Origin of the sequence: Streptomyces sp. NPDC127119, from assembly GCF_042677425.1 — a bacterium.
Classification (GTDB): Bacteria; Actinomycetota; Actinomycetes; order Streptomycetales; family Streptomycetaceae; genus Streptomyces.
Window position 1 is genome coordinate 43,404 of the sequence record NZ_JBHXTO010000002.1, and the last position, 18,683, is coordinate 62,086.

Annotated in this window: 8 protein-coding genes; 4 read left to right on the forward strand and 4 right to left on the reverse strand. The window is 70.9% G+C overall.

Annotated elements, in window-relative coordinates; translation table 11 throughout:
• The first annotated feature begins 74 nt into the window (after positions 1 to 74).
• Positions 75 to 3,491 (forward strand): glycosyl hydrolase, encoded by a 3,417-nt coding sequence (locus tag ACFVH5_RS01225; protein WP_385831065.1) that lies wholly within the window; start codon positions 75 to 77, stop codon positions 3,489 to 3,491.
• Between the two features lie 50 nt (positions 3,492 to 3,541).
• Positions 3,542 to 6,826: a family 78 glycoside hydrolase catalytic domain gene (locus ACFVH5_RS01230; RefSeq protein WP_385831068.1), complete on the forward strand. Its 3,285-nt coding sequence runs from the start codon at positions 3,542 to 3,544 to the stop codon at positions 6,824 to 6,826.
• A 49-nt stretch (positions 6,827 to 6,875) separates the two neighbouring features.
• On the opposite strand, the gene ACFVH5_RS01235 is transcribed toward ACFVH5_RS01230, so the two are convergent.
• The 3 genes from ACFVH5_RS01235 to ACFVH5_RS01245 all read right to left on the reverse strand — a co-directional run bounded on the left by ACFVH5_RS01235 (position 6,876) and on the right by ACFVH5_RS01245 (position 14,491).
• Complete coding sequence (locus ACFVH5_RS01235; RefSeq protein WP_385831069.1) at positions 6,876 to 8,321, reverse strand: glyceraldehyde-3-phosphate dehydrogenase; 1,446 nt, start codon at positions 8,319 to 8,321, stop codon at positions 6,876 to 6,878.
• Between the two features lie 127 nt (positions 8,322 to 8,448).
• Positions 8,449 to 10,671 carry a discoidin domain-containing protein gene (locus ACFVH5_RS01240; protein ID WP_385831071.1) on the reverse strand — a complete coding sequence of 741 codons (2,223 nt, stop codon included), beginning with the start codon at positions 10,669 to 10,671 and terminating at the stop codon, positions 8,449 to 8,451.
• A 649-nt stretch (positions 10,672 to 11,320) separates the two neighbouring features.
• Entirely contained in the window at positions 11,321 to 14,491 is a 3,171-nt protein-coding gene (locus ACFVH5_RS01245) for a tetratricopeptide repeat protein (RefSeq protein ID WP_385831073.1), read from the reverse strand.
• Between the two features lie 279 nt (positions 14,492 to 14,770).
• On the opposite strand from ACFVH5_RS01245, the gene ACFVH5_RS01250 reads away from it, so the two are divergent.
• Both ACFVH5_RS01250 and ACFVH5_RS01255 read left to right on the forward strand, forming a co-directional pair.
• Positions 14,771 to 16,027: a hypothetical protein gene (locus tag ACFVH5_RS01250; protein ID WP_385831075.1), complete on the forward strand. Its 1,257-nt coding sequence runs from the start codon at positions 14,771 to 14,773 to the stop codon at positions 16,025 to 16,027.
• Positions 16,024 to 16,617 (forward strand): hypothetical protein, encoded by a 594-nt coding sequence (locus ACFVH5_RS01255; RefSeq protein ID WP_385831077.1) that lies wholly within the window; start codon positions 16,024 to 16,026, stop codon positions 16,615 to 16,617. The genes ACFVH5_RS01250 and ACFVH5_RS01255 overlap by 4 nt, the downstream gene beginning before the upstream one ends.
• Here ACFVH5_RS01255 and ACFVH5_RS01260 read toward each other — a convergent pair.
• A complete protein-coding gene (locus ACFVH5_RS01260) occupies positions 16,524 to 18,668 on the reverse strand; it encodes an ATP-binding protein (RefSeq protein ID WP_385831078.1) in 2,145 nt (714 codons plus the stop codon). The genes ACFVH5_RS01255 and ACFVH5_RS01260 overlap by 94 nt on opposite strands.
• Between the last annotated feature and the right edge of the window lie 15 nt (positions 18,669 to 18,683).

The window sequence follows — 18,683 nt, forward strand, 5'->3', positions numbered from 1 at the left end:
CACCCGGATTCCCCCAGTACACCGTTCCGTCCGGCGGGCGCCCCGGTGCCCGCCGTTCACGCAGGAGTTCAACCATGTCCCACATGTCGCACGACGACCTGTCCAGACGCCGCTTCGTGGCCGCCGCCGGTGCCGCGGGCACCGTCCTCGCGGTCGGCCTGCCCGAAAGCGCCCTCGCCGCCGGAGAAGGAGCCACGGGCGCCGGCGCCACGGCTCCGAGCGCCGAACGCTCCTTCTCCGCCCAGCACTTCGCCGATCCCCGGCGGGACAGCAGACCGACCGTCTACTGGTACTGGAACGGGCCCGTCACCCCCGAACTCGTGGACCGGCAGCTGGCCGACCTCCGGGACAAGGGCATGTACGAGGTGGTGCTCTTCCCGTTCGACAACGCCGAGATGCAGCCGGTGTTCTTCACCGAGGAATGGTTCGACATCGTCGGACACGTACTGCGCACCGCGGAACGCACCGGCATGCGCGTATGGCTGTTCAACGACGACCACTTCCCCAGTGGCCGCGCGGGGGAGTACATCGTCAAGGGCGGCACGGTCGGCTCCCGCACGTACGAGCCACGGCCCGACCTGCGCCTGAAGGCACTCTGGCGCTCCACCACCGTCGTCGAGGGCCCCGCCACCGTCGACCTGCGCCGCAGCAGCGGGGTGGGCGTGGCGGCCGGACAACTGGTCGCCGACGCGGCCGTGCTCGACGGCGCCGCCGTACTGCGCGGCGGCGACGGGTGGGCGGACTACACCGTCACCGGCAGCGCCAAGGCCGACCACACCGCGGCCGGTCTCGTCGTCCGCGCCTCCGCCGACGGACTCGACGGGTACGCCGTCACCTTCGACCAGACCGGAGTCGTCACCGTCCTGCGTCTCGCGCGCGGAACGGACCCGGCCGAACTCCTGCGCAGCACCCGCACCGACGGCTTCAACAAGACCAAGTTCCACACCGTGGCCGTCACCGTCCGGGCGGGCACCCTGTCCGTCACCCTCGACGGCAAGGACAAGGGCACGGTCACCGACGACCGCTACCCGACAGGCGGGGCGGGCGTACGGGCCGTCGCCGACCAGCGCTCCCTGTGGGACACCTTCACGGTCACGGACGCCGACGGCACCTCGCTGCACACCACGGCCTTCACCGACCCGGCCGACGCGGGGGACTTCCCCGAGCGCGCCCGACTCGCCGCCGACGCCACAGCCGTCGCCGCCGCGGCCCGCCCGGTGGGCACCACCGAAGCCACCGAAGTCGTCGACCTGACCGGCCGGTTGGGCGGCGCGCACACCTGGCAGGTCCCGGCGGGCCGCTGGCAGCTCGACCTGTTCGGCGGCTCCCCGCTCGTCGACGACACCCAGGGCTACAGCCGCAGCTACGTCGACCTGCTCGACGACGAGCCAGTGGAACTCTTCCTCGACATCGTCCCGGGCGAGTACCACCGCCGTTTCCGCCGCTACTTCGGTACGGTCGTCCCCGGCTTCTGGGACGACGAGCCGTTCTTCGCCTCGGCCGAGGCACACTTCAAGCGCCTGCCCTGGTCACCCACCCTCGACAAGGCACTGCGCGCGGTGGACGTCGAGCCGGGTGTCGCCTACGCAGCCGCCTTCGACGACCTGGGCCGCGAGGGCCGGATAGCCCGAGGCCGCTACTGGCAGGCCGTCTCCAACCGCTTCGCCCGCTCCTTCCAGAAGCAGGCCCGCTGGTACGAGCAGCGCGACGTCGCCCTGATCACCAACCCGCTCTACGACGAGACGTCCCCGGCCAAACGCATCCCCTCCACCGGAGACCTGCACAAGGTCAACCAGTGGGCCCATGTCCCCGGCGGTGACATCATCACCGCCGAGTACGTGGCCGGTGAACCCACCATGATTCCCCGTAACCCCGTGTCCGTCGCGCATCAAATGGGCCGGGAGCGCGCCCTGCTGGAGATGTTCGGCAACATGGGCTGGCAGGTCACGCCCGGGTTCGTGCACACCACGGTCGGCGCGCAGGCCGCCCGGGGCGTCAACCTGACGGTCCTGCACGCCCTGTGGACCGACGAGGTCCGCGTCTACTTCCCGCCGCCGTTCGGTCCGCGCGCCCCCTGGTGGTGGGCGATGCGGCCGCTCGCCGAGTGGATCGGCCGCGTGATGGAGGCGGGACGCGGCACCTCCGGAGCCCGCACGGCCGTACTGCAGCCGCAGCGCGCCGCCGAGCAGTGGACCGGCACCGACCGGCAGGGCGAGGTCGACGGCGCGCTCTCCGACGCCGCCTACGCGCTGGAGCGGGCCCAGGTCGACTTCGACCTCGTCCACGAGGGCGCCCTCACCGGTGACCCGGACCTGCTCGCCCACGCCGACGTCCGCGGAGGCCGGCTGACCGTGGGAGCGGCCCGCTACGACCTGGTGGTGCTGCCCGTGACACCGACCCTGGACGTGGCTTCCGTACGCGTCCTCGCGGAGTTCGCGCGGGCCGGCGGCACCGTCGTGGCCGTCGGCACCCTCGCCGCCGAGGAGGCGGCCCACAAGGACCGTTCCCTGGCCCGTGCCCTGACCGACCTGTTCGGCGAGCGGGTTCCCGGCCGCCGGACGGTCAGCCGCGGGCACGCCGTGCGAGTCGCCGATGTGGAGGGCCTGCGCGCCGCGACCCACGCGGCAGGGGTCGCCGCGGCCGTGCTGGAGACACCCCAGGACGCGGTACGTGTCATACGGGTCCACCGCGGCGAGGACACAGCCTTCATCGTCAACAACGAGGGCGGCGAGTACGTCGCGACGACCGCGACCCTTCCGGCCACCGGCGTTCCCGAGCTGTGGGACCCCGCGACGGGCGGCACCGGCACCGCACCCGTGCACCGGAGCGTCAAGAACGGCATCCAGGTGCCCCTGACCCTGGAGCCCTACCAGACCCGGATCGTCGTCGTACGCCACGACGCACGGGCGGTGCCGCACCTGACGGCCTCGCCGCTGCCCGTCCTCGCCGTCGAGCGGCACGGAAAGGGCCTGCGGGCGACGGTGGAGGCTTCGGCTCCCGGCAGCCACCGGCTCACCGGAACCGACGGCAGCCGTACGTACCGGGGCACGGCCCGCACCGACGATCCCCTCGCCCCGGTCATAGTGGACGGCGACTGGACCCTCACCCTGGAACGCGAAGGCTCCACCCCGGTCACCGGCCCCCTGGGCAGCTGGGTCGAGCACGACCGGCTCTTCTCCGGCAGCGGCATCTACACCAAGGACCTCGACGTCGAGCGCGCGCTCCTCGACGGGCGCCGCGTCCTGCTCGACCTCGGCGACGTCCGTGACGTGGCGGCCGTCACCGTCAACGGCACCGCGCTCCCGCCGCTGCTGTGGGCGCCCTGGACCGTCGACATCACCCGCCTGGTGAAGGCCGGCCGCAACTCCCTCGCCGTCCGCGTCGCCAACACGCTGTCCAACGAGCGCAACAAGCCCCTGCCGTCCGGCCTGCTCGGACCGGTGACCCTGCGCTTCCGACGCCACCTCACGGTCGACCTCACCCGCGACTGACTCTCCCTAGCGCCTCTCTCCCTCCCCGCACGCACTTCATGGAGCCCTCAATGCCCAGACCCCGTTCGCGACCGCGTCCTCGCAGCGGACACCGGCGGCCCGTACCCGTCCTCCTCGCCGCACTGACCGCGTTCGTGACCGTGCTGGCCGGCGCCGTCACCGCCGACGCCACCACCACCGGACACAGCGCCACCATCACCCCGGACCGGCTGCGCACCCAGCACCTGAGCCAGGCCCTGGGCATCGACGACACCACGCCCGACCTCGGCTGGGAGACCGAGGCCCGCGCCACGAACACCCGCCAGGCCGCCTACCGCGTCCAGGCGGCCAGTTCCCCGGAGCTGCTGCGCCGCGACCGGGCCGACCTGTGGGACTCGGGCAAGGTCCGTTCGACGGTGTCCGAGACCACGTACGCGGGGAAGAAGCTGGGCTCCCGCGACCGCGTGTACTGGCGGGTCATGCTGTGGTCGTCGCACGGGTCACGTGACTCGGGCTGGAGCGACACCGCCGTCTTCGAGACCGGGCTGACCCGGCAGTCGGACTGGAACACCGGCGGTGACGCCGACTGGATCACGCACCCGGACTGGCGGCTGAGCGAGCGCACGGTCGAGCCCGTCGTCGTCAAGGTCCCCCGCACCACGGCCCGTTACGTACGGCTGGACGTCACGAAGCTGGGGCTGCCCCTGGAGGAGGCCTTCCCCGAGCGCGCCTGGCGCGTGCAGCTCGGCGAGATCGACGTACGTGACTCCGCGACCTCCACCACCGGCCTCGCCCGCGGCGCCGCGGTGACCGCCTCCGAGACCAACACCCTGCGCAAGACCTGGGAACCCGCCCTCGTCGTCGACGGTCTGCCCAACAGCGCCCTGCAGACGGCCGCCGGCTACGCGAGCGCCGCCCACACCGGCGCCGACGTCTCCGGCACACCCGTGGTCCTCACCCTCGACCTCAAGTCGGCGAAGACCTTCGACGAGGTGGCCCTGTACCCGCGCGCCGACGTCCTCACCGCGGACGGCCGCGTCCCCAACTTCCCCGTCGACTACGCCCTTTCGAGCGGCGACAGCGCCACAGGACCGTTCACCGCACTCGCCGACGTGACCGGGCAGAAGGCTCCCGAGCCCTACCTCCCGGCCGGACTGCCCCTGCTCACCGACGACTTCGAGCTCCCCAAGAAGGTGCGCAGCGCCCGCCTGTACATCGCGGGACTGGGCATCTACGACCCGACCCTCAACGGCGAACCGGTGGGCGACGCCGTCCTGGAACCCGCCAACACCGACTACGCGGAACGCGTCCAGTACGCCACCTACGACGTCACCGACCGCCTGAGGACCGGAGCCAACACCCTCGGTGTGGCCCTCGGCAACGGCATGTCCAACGTCGTCAGCACCGCCGACCGCTACCGCAAGCTGTACGGCAACCTGAGCGACCCCAAGCTGATCGCCCGACTGGAAGTGACCCTCGCCGACGGCAGCGTCCGTACCGTCACGAGCGGCGACGACTGGCGGACCACCCTCGGACCCACCACCTCCTCCAACTGGTACGGCGGCGAGGACTACGACGCCCGCCGCGAGAGTGCCCACTGGGACGAGCCGAGCGGCGACCGCCGCGGCTGGGACAAGGCCGTCACCGTGGCCGGACCCGGCACGGCCGAGAAACCCGCCGCACTCAGCGCCCGCGAGACCGAACCCGTCAAGGTCGTCGAGACCCTCAAGGGCAAGGAGGTCGAAGGCGCCCCCGACAGCAGGGTCTTCGACCTGGGCCGCAACATCGCCGGCTGGCCCGAGATCACCGTCGGCGCGCCCGCGGGCACGGCCGTCCGTGTCTACCCGGCCGAAAGCCTCAAGGACGGGCACGCCTTCCAGTCCATCAGCAATGTGGGCTCACCCCTCTGGGACAGCTACACCACCCGGGGCGCCCGCACCGAGACCTGGCACCCGCGCTTCAGCTACCACGGCTTCCGCTACCTGGAACTGAGGGGCGTCCCCGCGGGCGCGACCGTGACCGTACGCGGCAAGGTGCTGCGCACCGACAACACCTCGGCCGGTGACTTCAGCAGCTCCGACCCGCTCGTCAACGACATCCACTCGCTGATCCGCCGGGCGATGGAGGGCAACATGATGAGCGTCCTCACCGACTGCCCCAGCCGGGAGAAACTGGGCTGGCTGGAGCAGAACCAGCTCGTGTTCCCGGCGCTCGCGGGCAACTACGACATGCGGTCCTACCTGCGCAAGATCGTGCGGGACATGGCCGACGCGCAGACCACGGACGGGCTGATCCCCAGCACCGTGCCCGAGTACACCAGCCTGCCCGGCGCCTACCGCAACGACTCCAACTGGGGCGGCGCGTTCGTCCTCGTCCCCTGGCAGCTCTACACGACCTACGGGGACCGGGACACGATGGCCACGTACTACCCGCGCATGCGGCAGTACGCGGACTTCCTTCGGACGCAGGTCTCCGGCGGCATCCTCGACTACGGCCTCGGCGACTGGTTCACCCCCGACCGCACCTTCCCGCGCGCGGTCGCGGGCACCTACGGCTACTGGCGTGTCGTCGACGCCCTGAGCAGGACCGCCGCCGTCCTCGGCGACCAGGAAGCGGCCGACGCCTACCGGGCGAAGGCCGACGCGAGCGCCACCGCCCTGGCCGCCAAGTACTACGACTCCACCACCGGCACCTTCGGCGGCGGCGGACAGGGCGCCGAAGCACTCGCCCTCGACATGGGCGCGTACCCGGCGGGGGAGAAGGACCGGCTGCTCGGCCACTTCACCGGCACCGTCGAGGACGCGGGCTACCACCTGACGCTCGGCGAGATCTCGCTGCCCGCCGCGTTCCGGGTGCTGTCCACCCACGGCCGCGACGACATCGTGCACAAGATCGCCACCCAGACGACCAGTCCCAGTTACGGCTACCAGGTGCGGGCGGGCAACACCACGCTCGGCGAGTCCTGGGACGGCGGGCCCGGCCAGTCGCAGAACCACTTCATGCTCGGCGCCATCGACTCCTGGTTCACCACCCGGGTCGCGGGCATCGGGCAGACCGCCGACTCGGTCGGCTACTCCGAGCTGCTCGTCGATCCGGCCGTCGAGGGCGACCTGACCTCGGCGTCCGGCTCGTACCGCACTCCGTACGGGATCGCGCGGACCGGGTGGAAGCGGGACGGCGGCCGGTTCCGCCTCACCGTGGACGTGCCGGCGGGGAGCACGGCGGAGGTGCATGTGCCGCTGTTCGGCGGCAGGGCCACCGCGCCCGCCGGGGTACGTCCGGTGCGTACGGAGCAGGGCGAGGCGGTCTACGAGGTCGGCTCCGGCACCTGGACCTTCCGCTCCACCGCGTCGTAGTCCGACTGCCGGGTGCCCCGGGATTCCGTCCCGGGGCACCTGGGTGCGGTCAGACCGCGGGCGCCGGGTACGTCGGGTACTCGACCCCCGTCACATGCTGGACGACCCGGACGACCTGGCAGGAGTAGCCGAACTCGTTGTCGTACCAGAGGTAGAGGATCGCGTTGTCGCCGTCGACCTTGGTGGCTCCGGCGTCGACGATCGAGGCGTGGCGCGAGCCCATGAAGTCGCTGGAGACCGCGTCGGGGGCGGTGGTGAAGTCGATCTGCCGCTTCAGCGGCGAGGTCAGCGACACGTTCCGCAGGTGGTCGAGGACTTCCTCGCGGGTGGTCTCGCGGCCGAGCCGCAGGCTGAGGATCGCGATCGAGACGTCCGGCACCGGCACCCGGATCGAACTGCCGGTGATCGGCGCGTCGAGGTCGGGCAGAGCCTTCGCCACGGCGGAGGCCGCGCCCGTCTCCGTGATCACCATGTTGAGCGGCGCCGAGCGGCCACGACGGTCGGCCTTGTGGTAGTTGTCCAGCAGGTTCTGGTCGTTGGTGAACGAGTGGACGGTCTCCACGTGCCCGCGCAGCACGCCGTACTCGTCGGCCATCGCCTTCAGCGGCGGGACGATCGCGTTCGTGGTGCAGGACGCGCAGGACAGGATCTGCTCGTCCGGCTTGATCATGTCGTGGTTGACGCCGTGCACGATGTTGGGCACGTCACCCTTGCCCGGCGCGGTCAGCACGACCTTGTCGATGCCGGGGCGCAGATGCTGCGACAGGCCCTCGCGGTCGCGCCAGATGCCGGTGTTGTCGATGAGGACGGCGTCCTTGACGCCGTACGCCGTGTAGTCGACCTCCGAGGGGTCGTTCGCGTAGATCACCTTGATCGCGTTGCCGTTGGCGAAGATCGTGCTGCTCGCCTCGTCGACGGTGATCGTGCCCTGGAACTGGCCGTGGATCGAGTCGCGGCGCAGCAGCGAGGCGCGCTTCACGATGTCCTGGTCACCGCCCCGGCGGACGACGACGGCACGCAGGCGCAGACCGTTGCCGGAACCCGCCTTCTCGATGAGCAGGCGGGCGACCAGGCGCCCGATGCGGCCGAAGCCGTACAGGACGACATCGCGTCCTGCGCGGCTCTCGATCCTGTCGGCGCCCGTGGCGCCGGCGACGGCCTCGGCGGTGAAGGCCTCGACCGTGAGGCCCCGGTCGTCGCTGCGGTGCGTGGCGGCGAGCATCCCGATGTCGATCTGGGAGGGGCCGAGGTCGAGCGTGGTCAGAGCCCGCAGATAGGGCAGGGTCTCGGTGACCGACAGTTCCACCCCGGTGATCTGCCGGGCGAACCGGTGGGTCTTGAGGATGCTGACCACCGACTTGTTCACCAAGGAGCGGCTGTGCAGCAGGACGGTGACGTCCTGCTCGCGGTGCAGCTTCCCGATGATCGGGATCATCGACTCCGCGATCTCCTCGCGGTTCTTCCAATTGGTGAACGAGTCGTCATTGACAGTCACAGGTTTATCTTTCGAGCTAGGCGGTGCTCATATGATAAACGGTCGATGATCTCGCTCCGCACGCGGCCCGCCCTCCCGGTGGGAGGACGGGCCGCGGACGCAGTTCAGTCGGCTGTCACTGTCACTGTCACGGGAAGCTGGTGATCTTCGACGGGATGGTGTCCGAGCCCGAGGTCGGCGCACCCGTGTTGTTCACGACGTGCGCGTACTGGCCCTTCCCTCCCAGCGAGATCACCTGGATGCTGTGCAGCTTGACGCCCGACTTGACCGGCACCTGGAACCCGTGGTGCTGGACGATCGTCGAGTCGGACGTGAAGTTGCAGTAGCTGCCCAGGCCCCACGCCTCATGGGTGTTGACGCTGTCGGCCACCTTGTAGGCGGCGTACCCGACGATGCCGTCATGGGTGACGGCGGCGGAGTTCGGGACGTCGTAGGCCTTCTCGTTCTGGAAGAAGATCGTCCGGCCGCGTTCGCCGCTCCAGACCACGTCGTACTTGTTGAAGTGCTCGACGAACAGGCCCGTCGCGAGGACGTCGTCGCCGTTGACCTCAAGCCCGTAGTCGGCGCGGTTGGTCTCCCAGCCGACGCCCGCGCCGTGGTCCGCCCGCCAGATCCACGTGTGGTCGACGATGGCGTCGTCGCTGTTGATGACCATGGAGTGGGTGGCCAGTCCGGGGCCCGCCCCGCCGATCCGGACGAACACGTCCTGCACGGTGGTCGGGTTGGCGGCGTGGTCGGCCGAGGAGCCGGGCGCGCCGACCTGGAGCAGGGTGTCGGACTTGGCGGCACCGGCGTCGATGAGGAAGCCCGCCAGCCTGACCCCGTCGACGTCGGCGACGTGCATGGCGTCCACGCCGTTGTCGGGGACGATCGTGGCGAGGCCGAGTCCGAGGACGACGGTGTTGGCGCGGTTCACGTTGATCGTCTGGTCGAGGTGGTAGACGCCGGGCGTGAACAGCAGGTTGAGGCCCTGCGCCAGTGCCGCGTTGATGGTCGCGGCGGTCGCGCCGGGCTTGACGACGTAGAACTGGCTGAGCGGGAGCGAGGTGCCGCCCGCGTTCGCCGGCCAGGACACACCACGGGCGTTGGTCCGCTTGGCGGGCACGAACACCTTGTAGTCGTTGCCGTCCAGGTACAGGAACGGCTTCTCGCGCGAGACCGGAGTGGTGTCCAGCGTCGTGTACGGACCGGTGTCGAAGTTCGTCGCCGGGGCGCCCTGCACACCGGAGAACGTCATGTTCCAGACGCCGTTGGTCCAGCCGCCGACCGAGCTCTCGCGGGTGTACCACTGCTGCTGCGAGTACGGGCCGACCGTGCCGTCGATCTTCGAGTCGGCGATGTAACCGCCTGAGGCCCAGCCGTAGCCCGCGGGTGCGAGGTTGAGGCCGCCCTCGACATGGATCCGGCGGAACGGCGCGGCCTGCGCCACCGCCCAGCGGTCCGTGCCGTTGACGGGCCTGATCGACAGGTTCTCCGCCGAACGCCAGAAGTTCTGGGTGGCGTTGCCGTTGAACCAGCCCGCGTCCACGGTGATGTCACCGTTGATCTTCACGTCGTCGGGGTTGAGACCGAGCCCGGAGATCGAGGTGTAGAAGCCCAGTTGCGCGTTGATGCCGTTGTACGTGCCCGGCTTCATCAGGAACTGGTAGCGCCCGGAGCCGAACTGGTTGGACTCCTGCTGGGTGAAGACCTGGTCGAACTTGGCCTGCAGATTGGGGGTGTTCGGGTCCACGACGATGACGTTGGGACCGAGGTCGCCGCCGCCCTCGACGGGCGGGGTGCCGCCGCCGGTGCCGGTGTGCACCGCGACCTCCCACAGCGAGTAGCCGTAACCGGTGCCGCGGACCGTCCCGTTGATCCGGACGTACCGGCCCGAGCCGCTGACGTCGTAGGAGGCGGTGCCGCCGGTGCCGCCTGTGACGGACTTCAGCGTCGTCCAGTCCTGGCCGTTGGCCGAGGTCTGGATGGTGAAGTCCTTGCCGTAGGCGGCCTCCCAGTTGAGGTCGACCTTGCAGATGTCCTGGACCGAGCCGAGGTCGACCCGTACCCACTGGGGGTCGGACGCCTGGCTGGACCAGCGGGTGCCCGTGTTGCCGTCGAAGGCGGACGCGGCGGGGGTGCCCGCGTTCTCCGTGGAGGACGCGGTGGCCGGCTTGCCCTGGGCGGCGTTGGCGGTCGAACAGGCCGCGGCGGCCCTGGCGTTGCCGCCGGCCGAGGAGGCGGTGGTTCTCTCGGGGGAGAGGGGTGCTTGGGCCGCGGCGGCCGGCAGCTGGGCGGGGAGGGTGATGAGCGCGGCCGTGGTGGCGAGCGCGAACCCCAGGGATCTGAGTCGCAAACGTTGACGTCTCATACGTTGACTCCGTGCGGGTGTGGAGGGCGAGGAGCGGGCGGGGGGAACCCGAACCAGTGCGGTGGGGAACCCGATTCCAGTGCGGTGACGCTTAGTTCAGGTGTTGATTTAAGTAATGAATCAACTACTCGGCAACCCGTCGGACACGACTTCTTTCCGACGCTGCTCGCGGGCGGGGTGTCCGGGGGGAGGGCATCGCCCGGGCGGGGCGGCAACGTCAGGACGTGAAAACCGCATGGAAACGGCACCGGCCGCCGACGCGGGGCCCGCGGCCGGTGAGGGGGTGGTTTCGGGGCGGTGGAGGCCCGTGGCCAGGCGGTTCGAGTGGCTGTCGGGAGGCCCGGGGGCGTGACGCCGAACGATCATTCGCACGTGCAGACGAGTCTCGAAAAGCGGAACCATCGGGTTCGCCAGGGCGATAGGTTACGCCTGCCGCGTGATCGTTTCGCGTCGGCCTGGCGTAGTTCGAACTGCAAGGAGAGCCGTGCTTCACAAGGTCTACACCGCTGCCCTGCCGGTCATGCTCGCCGCACTCACAGCGCCGGTGGTGCTCCGCTGGATGTGGTGATCCCACCGCGGACCGTCGGCGGCGCAGGTCGAGGCTGACCGGGGCCGACGGAGTGGCAAGGACCGGCTCCTGGGCCACCGCTCAGGAGCCGGTCGACCTGTGGTTCTCCAAGAACTGGAGCAGTTTCACCGCCTCCGCCTCCGCACCCAACTCGCGGTACAGGGCGACAGCCCGTTCGCCGTGGTCGACGGCCCGGTCGGCCGGGCGAGGGGACAGGGACGCGATCCGCGCGAGTCCCGCGAGCGCGTGGGCGGAACCCATGGGGAACTCGATGCGCTCGGCCACCTCAAGGGCCTGCTCGTAGCCCTTCGCCGCGGTGTCGAGCCGGCCCGACTCACGCTGGACGTCCGCCGCCGCGATCAACGCCCGCATTCGCTCGTACGGGTTGTCGATACGGGTCGCCACCTGCTCCGCCATCGTGAGATGCAGCAGTGCCTCGCCCCGGCGCCCCGACCGGGCATAGGCCGTACCCATGCTGATCAACACGTCGGCCTCGCCCAGCGCGTCCCCGCTGAACCGGTGGGCGGCGAGAGCTCTTTTGAAGCAGCGGAGTGCCTGGTCCGTCTCGCCGACGGCCTGGTGCACCCCGCCGAGGTTGGTGTCGAGAATCGCCAGATCGACACGGCCGCCGTGCTGCCGCATCAGCACGCGCGACCTTTCGTAGCACTCCTGGGCATCGGCGTGACGCCCCTGGAGAAAGGCCAGTTCGCCACGGTTGTTGAGCGCCTGTGCCAGCCCGTAGGGGTCGGGCAGCTCCTCGTAGATGGCTTCCATGGCCTGGACCTTGTGCAGGGCCTCGTCGTAGCGCCCCGCGTAGTACAGGACCACTCCCTGCACGTTGAGGCACTCGGCCTCGCCGGAGCGGTCGCCCACCTCGCGGTACAGCTTCAGCGCCTGTTCCAGGACGCCCAGCGACGTGTCGCCGTGGCCCGCCGCCAGGTGCGCACGGCCCGACTGGAAGAGGGCGTCGGCGCGGCCGTGCGTCTGGTCCAGGCTCTCGTGGATCGCCAGGGCCTCGGTCGCACAGCGCAGCGCCGCGCCATGGTTCCGCTGCGCGAGCAGGTCCGCGTGGTCGGTGAGGGTCTGGGCCAGCGCGGCACGATCGCCGGACGCGCGCAGAACCGGTAGGGCCGCGTCGAAGAGTTCGGCCTCGATGTCCCACGCGCCCCACAGTTTGAGGGATCTGGCCAGCACGTGCGGGAACAGGGCCGCGTACTCCGGATGTCCGGCGGCGGCCGTGCGCGCGATCGCGACGAGGTTGGCGCGCTCCACGGTCAGCCACACCGAAGCCCCGTCCGCGTCCGCGAACACGGGCGTGGACGGCCGGGCCTGTGCGGGGAGGTTCAGGTCGAGCACCCGGCGATGGGGGTGGCAGAGCCGGTCGGCCTGGTACGCGGTGGTGAGGTGGTGGGCGACGAGACGGCCGACCGCGGCATGCCGGACCGCTTCCGGGTCCGTTTCGAGGCACACCTGCAGGGCGTAGGCCCGGGTGAGGTCGTGCAGCCGGTGGCGTCCGCGGACCGGCTCCTCCAGGAGGCTGGAGTCGATGAGTTCCTCGACGCATCGCTCCAGTGCTCCGGGCTCGCTCGCGAGATCCGGTCCGGCCAGCGCCTCGGCCGCCCGGAGGGTGATGTCGGAGCCGGGGTGCAGGGCGAGGCGCCGGAACAACTCCTGTGCGGGGGAGCCGAGTTCCGTGTACGAGAACCGGAACACCGCGCTGATCACCGTGTCGAACTCCTGGAGCGGGCTCGTCGCCTGTGCCAGCCGGTCGAGCAGATGCTGCAGGTCCCAGGAGTCCCGGTGCCGGAAACGGCTCGCCAGGACCTGGGTGGCCAGCGGGTGGCAGGCGCAGGCTTCCACGATCTTCCGCAGGCACTCCGGTTCACCGGACACCCTCGACGCACCGACGATCCGGGTGAAGAGAGCCGCGGCCTCCTCCCGGGACAGGGTGTCCACGAACAGGTGGGCGGCGCCGTCCAGTCCGGCCAGCCGGCCCCGTGTGGTCACGAGGACCCGGCAGGTGGGGGAGCCGGGCAGCAGAGGGCCGACCTGAGCGGCGTCCCGCACATTGTCCAGGACCACGAGCACCCGGCGCCCGGCGGTCCACTCGCGCCACCTGGTCGCCCGCTCGTCCAGCGCCGCGGGCAGTTCACCGCCCCCGCCGGTGGCGTGCAGCAGATGAGCCAGGGCGTCCGCCGGATCGAGCGGCTGCTGCCCGCTGTGACCCCGCATGTCCACGTAGAACTGGGAGTCCGGATAGGCCGCGGACATCAGGTGCGAAGCGTGCACCGCCAGCGCTGTCTTCCCGATGCCGGGCATTCCGTGGATCACGGTGACCGGCAGAGCGGTCGCCGTGCGCTGCCCGGCCGTGGAATCGGCGAGCAGGATGCGCAGTTCACCCACCCGTCCCGTGAAGTCGGGGATGTCCCGCGGCAGACAGTTGCGGGGCTCCGCACGCGGGGCCGGGGCACGCGGGCCCGGCTCCGTCCGCAGGAGGTCCCGGTCCTGTTCGAGCATGCGCAGGTGGAGCTGCTGCAGTTCCGCTGTCGGCTCGATGCCCTGGCTCTCGTGTAATCGCGTGCGGGTGTTCCGGTAGACGGTGAGTGCTTCGTCGTGCCGTCCGGAGCGGTACAGGGCCAGCATCAGCGAACCGATCACCTGCTGGGCGAACGGGCTCTGGGAGGCCAGTTCCCGCAGTTCGCCCACGAGGTCCGCGTGACGGCCCAACTCCAGCTCCAGACCGATCCGTTCCTCCCGGACCCTGCGGTGGTCCTCGATCAGCCGGTCACGTGCGGACTGCGCCCAGGAACTCTCACTGAACTCGGTCAGGGGTTCACTGCGCCACAGCGCCTCGGCGGTCCGCAACAGGCCTATGGCCAGCGGGCGTTCACCTCGCGCGGCAGCCGCCAGCGCGTCCGAGCGCAGCCGCCGGAAGCGCAACAGGTCGATGTCGTCCGGATCGGCGCGCAGTTGGTACAGCCGCAGGGAGGGCCGTTCCACGCCCACCCTGTCGTCTCCGGCCGCCCGGCGCAGCCGCCCCCTGAGCCGCGAGATGTAACTCTGCAGCGTGTCCAGGGCCGTCAGGGGCGGTTCGCCGTCCCAGACGCGGTCCATCAGCGTGTTCGCCGACACCGGTTCACCACGGGCGTGGAGCAGTACGGCCAGCACGCGGCGTTCTTTCACCGATCCGAGTTCGTGCTGTCGCTGGTCGTGCCAGAGTTCCAGAGGTCCCAGAGCAAGAAGTTCCACCATGCCCCCCGACGGGTGCGCTTCTTCCCACGGCCTTCGCTGATGTCCGTACATCCGTGTGAGCCGTACCACTGTTCTACGGCTGTTCCACGGAGTCAGGGGTGGGCGGACAGGCGCACCGAAGCGTGACGGGCGCACACGGACATCGGGGTCCCTCGCCGTGCCACAGGAGTGCAGGATTCCTGCAGGCCCACCGTCCGGCCCCGTGGGCATCCCTCTGCCATCGGCCGCGAAGCATCGCGGTCGCGAAGGCGATGCAGGAAGAACCGGGGGATTTCGACGATGAGCGTGACAGTGCCGGAGCCGTACTGGCGGCATGTGCCGGTGCGTCTGGATGTCGAGCGCTGGGCCACCCGCAGGACCCGCAGGCGGGTCCTGGTCGTGGTGCACACCGTGATCGCGGGTCAGCGGCTGCTCGACACGATACGTCTGCTGGAGGGCGAGAGCAGGGTGCAGGTGTTCTTCACCCAGGCACCGGACGTGTTCAGCAACGGGGTCGGTGGGTTCCTTGAACGGCTGGGAGGTCTCGTACTTCCCTGGAGTCAGGCGGTACAGACAGGCTTCGACCTCGCTCTGGCCGCCGGTCACGGCAGCCTGCACGAACTGCACGCGCCCGTGGTCGTCCTTCCCCACGGGGCCGGACACAACAAGGTCATCCAGGTCGGACAGCGCGGCCGGCCGGTCACCCAGCGGGGTGCCTACGGCCTCAGCAGGCAGCGACTGGTGCGGGACGGGGCCGTGGTGCCCGAGGCCATCGTGCTGGCCCATCACGAGGAGCTGGCACGGCTCGGCCGCGAGTGCCCGGAGGCGCTGGCGGTCGCGGAAGTGGTGGGCGATCCGAGCTTCGACCGGATCGCCGCGAGTCTCGCCTCACGGGCGCTGTACCGGGAGGCTCTCGGGGTCGGGACGCGGCAGCAGCTGGTTCTCGTCTGTTCCACCTGGGGGCCCGACTCCCTGCTGGGGGAGGGGTGGGGCACGCTGGAGCGGCTGGTCACCGAACTGCCCAAGGACGAGTACCGGATCGCCGCACTTCTGCATCCGCACGTCTGGAACGCGCACGGCGACTGGCAGGTCCGCACCTGGCTCGCCCAGTTGGTCCGCTCCGGTCTGATCCTGGGCAGCCCGTACGAGGACTGGGCCGGAACGCTCGTCGCCGCCGACCACATCGTGGGCGATCACGGCTCGGTGACGCTCTACGGCGCGATGACCGGTGCGCCGGTGCTGATGGCGGGCCGCTCCGACGCACCCGTCGATCCGGGCTCACCGATGGCCGAGCTGATGTCCTTCGCCCCGCGACTGCAGGGGGACCGTCCGGTGCGTCCGCAACTGAAACGGGGTTCCGCGGTCCGCAGCGCGCGGCGGTACGAACGGGTCGCGGCCAGGATCACCTCCGAACCCGGCCGGTTCGCCCGCAGGATGCGCGCGCTGCTCTACCGCAAGCTCCATCTGCGGGCCCCGGCGGCCAGGACCACCACGGAACCGGCACGTCTTCCGCTGCCGGTGCGCTACGACGGCCCCGGCAGCGCGGTGCCCCGATGACGCTGATCGCCGCGATGTCCCGGACGGCGGTGCCCATGGCCCCGGACGACCGGACCCCGTACGGACGGGCGCCCTCCGACCGAACCTCGTACGACCGTGATGCGGTGGTACGGGTCCGGACCGTGCTCGTGAACCCTTGTTCCGGGACTCTCTTCGTGGATGAACACGTGAGGGTGCGGGCCTGCGCGCGGAACCGGTGGCAGGCGCTGGGCGATGTGCTGGTCGCGCGAGGCGAGGGAGCGTGGCGGGCCGCCGGGCTGGCCGCGTCGAGTCCGGGGGCCCTGGTCGTGGCGGTGCATCACGGCTCCCGCTGCTGGATACGGCTTGGCCCGGACGGCAGGATGCTCGTGCTCGAAACGGGCGGGCCGGGACAGCCGGAGGGGTTCTGGGCACCGGAGGAATTCTGGGAGACCGTCGCCTCGCTGACGCACACATGGCTGGTGGCCGGGCTGTCCGCGTCGGCGCACGGGTCCGCGGGCGGTCGCCACCCGCGTGCTCACGTCCCGTCGGGCTCGCTCCGCTCCAACCGCCGGAGCCGGCTCCGGGTCTCCTCGGCCTCGTCGGACCCGGACCGGCCCACGGAGGAATAGAGGTCCAGCGCCTCCCGGTAGCGGGTCCGGGCGAGGTCCGTCCGTCCGCGTCGCTCGGAGACCTCCGCCAGGCCTCCGGCGGCGCGGGCCGTCTCGTAGTTCGCCGTCATGCCGCGCAGGATCGCCCATGCCGAGGACAGCAGTTCCTCCGCCCGGTCGAGCCCGTTCACCACGAGATGCGCACGGCCCAGGAGCGTGGTCGCGCGTGCGGCGTTGTAGGTGTCGCCCGTATCCAGAAGCGTGGTGCGGGCGACACCGGCATGGCGGATCGCCTCCTCGGCCTGCCCGGTCGCGAGGGCGACATCGGCGAGGTTGAGCCTGGCCAGCCCTCCGGCCCGCTCATCACCGTTCCTCGGTAACTCGCTGGCGGCGCGCGCAAAGTAGCCCGCGGCCTCGTCCGGCCGCCCGAGCCGCTGCAGCGCGAGGCCGCGGTAGTTGAGCGTACGGGCATGACCGAGCAGGTCACCGCGTGCGAGGAACAGCCGTGCCGCCTGCTCGAACATCGCCAGGGCGCCGTCGGGGTTCCCGGCACCGAGTTCCCCGACACCGCCCGAGGTCAGCATCCGGCATTCGGCCGCCGCGTCCCCCAGCTCCCGCGCAGCCGCCAGGCCCTCCCGGTGCGCGGCGCACCAGTCGTCGTAGAACTTCCGCCGCAGGAAGAGCGGCCACAACGCGTCGGCGAGCTGCCAGCAGACGGTGGGAAAACCGGCGGACCGGGCCTGGTGGATGACCGCCATCAGATTGGGCAGTTCACGCTCCAGCCAGTCCAGAGCGGCCTCGGAACCGGGTCCCACCTCCGCGACCACCACCGGGACGAAGCCGTAGTCCCGGGCCATGGTCCGGTGCTGGGGGTCGACGATCTCCTCGGCGCGTGTCGCGCTCGCCAGATAGTGGTCGGCGATACGGCGCACGGCCTCCGCACGGTCCTGCGGCGACTCGTCCTCCCTCGCCTTCGTGGCGGCGTGCAACCGTACGAGGTCGTGGAAGCGATGACGTTCTCCCGAGGCGTCCACGAGGAGGCTCGCCTCGTGGAGCACGTCCAGCGAGCGCGTCGCATCAGCCTCCGCGGGGAGCAACGCCGCGGCCACCGAGGCGTCGAACTCCCGGCCGGGGTGCAGCCCCAGCAAGCGGTAGAGCCGGGCCGACGCAGGCGGCAGTGCCTGGTACGACAGATCCAGTGCGGCTCGGACATTGTGGTCGCCGTCGATGGCCAGTGCCTCCAGTCGCTGATGCTCCGCGGCCAGTGAGCGGACCATCGTGGCGATACTCCGCCCGGGGCGCGCCGCGAGCCGGGCGCCCGCGATCCGGACGGCCAGCGGCAGCCCCGCGCACAACTCGACCAGCGCCCGGGCGTCCTCGGGCTCCTCGGCCACCCGCCCGTCCGCGAGAGTGTCCGTCAGCAGTTCGACGGCCGCGTCGAGGGCCAGTGCTTCCAGATGGACGGGGTAGCAGCCGTCGACGGTCAGTCCCGGGAGCCGTCTGCGGCTGGTCACCGCGGTGACGCTGCTGCCTCCGGGCAGCAACGGCCGGACCTGAGCGGCGGTCGCGGCGTCGTCGAGCAGGACCACCAGGCTCCGGTCCGCGGTCAACGACCGGTACATCACCGTTCGTTCGGCGAGCATCGCCGGGACCTGCTGTGCGGGCACGCCCAGGGCCCGCAGGAAACGCGCGAGGATCTCTCCCGGCTGCTCCGGCCCGTCGGGTGACTGCGCCCCCAGGTCCGCGTGGAGCTGACCTGCCGGACACTGGCGGCGCAACGAGTGCAGCCATCTCAGGGCGACCGTCGTCTTGCCGACTCCGCCCAGTCCGCTCACCGCGGCCAGTGCCGGCCGCCCCTCCCGCGCGGCGCGGGCACGATGACGTTCAAGCGCCGCCAGCTCCGACGACCGGTCGACCGCCCGGACCAGCGGGGGAAACTGCCAGGGCGTCTGCCGGACGGCAGCGGGCGGCGAACCGATGTGGATACCGCCGTGTACGGAGCCCGCCTGGACGACCGAGCCGTACACGTCGCCGCGCACCTCGTTGTGGGACTTGTGCCCCTCGCTCGGCACTCGCGTCCTCCGCCC

What these genes read in the sequence shown, in the direction of transcription:
- ACFVH5_RS01225 (WP_385831065.1), top strand. Translation starts at nt 75, where the DNA reads ATGTCCCACATGTCGCACGACGACCTGTCCAGACGCCGCTTCGTGGCC.
- ACFVH5_RS01230 (WP_385831068.1), top strand. Translation starts at nt 3,542, where the DNA reads ATGCCCAGACCCCGTTCGCGACCGCGTCCTCGCAGCGGACACCGGCGG.
- ACFVH5_RS01240 (WP_385831071.1), bottom strand. Translation starts at nt 10,671, where the DNA reads ATGAGACGTCAACGTTTGCGACTCAGATCCCTGGGGTTCGCGCTCGCC.
- ACFVH5_RS01245 (WP_385831073.1), bottom strand. Translation starts at nt 14,491, where the DNA reads ATGGTGGAACTTCTTGCTCTGGGACCTCTGGAACTCTGGCACGACCAG.
- ACFVH5_RS01250 (WP_385831075.1), top strand. Translation starts at nt 14,771, where the DNA reads ATGAGCGTGACAGTGCCGGAGCCGTACTGGCGGCATGTGCCGGTGCGT.
- ACFVH5_RS01255 (WP_385831077.1), top strand. Translation starts at nt 16,024, where the DNA reads ATGACGCTGATCGCCGCGATGTCCCGGACGGCGGTGCCCATGGCCCCG.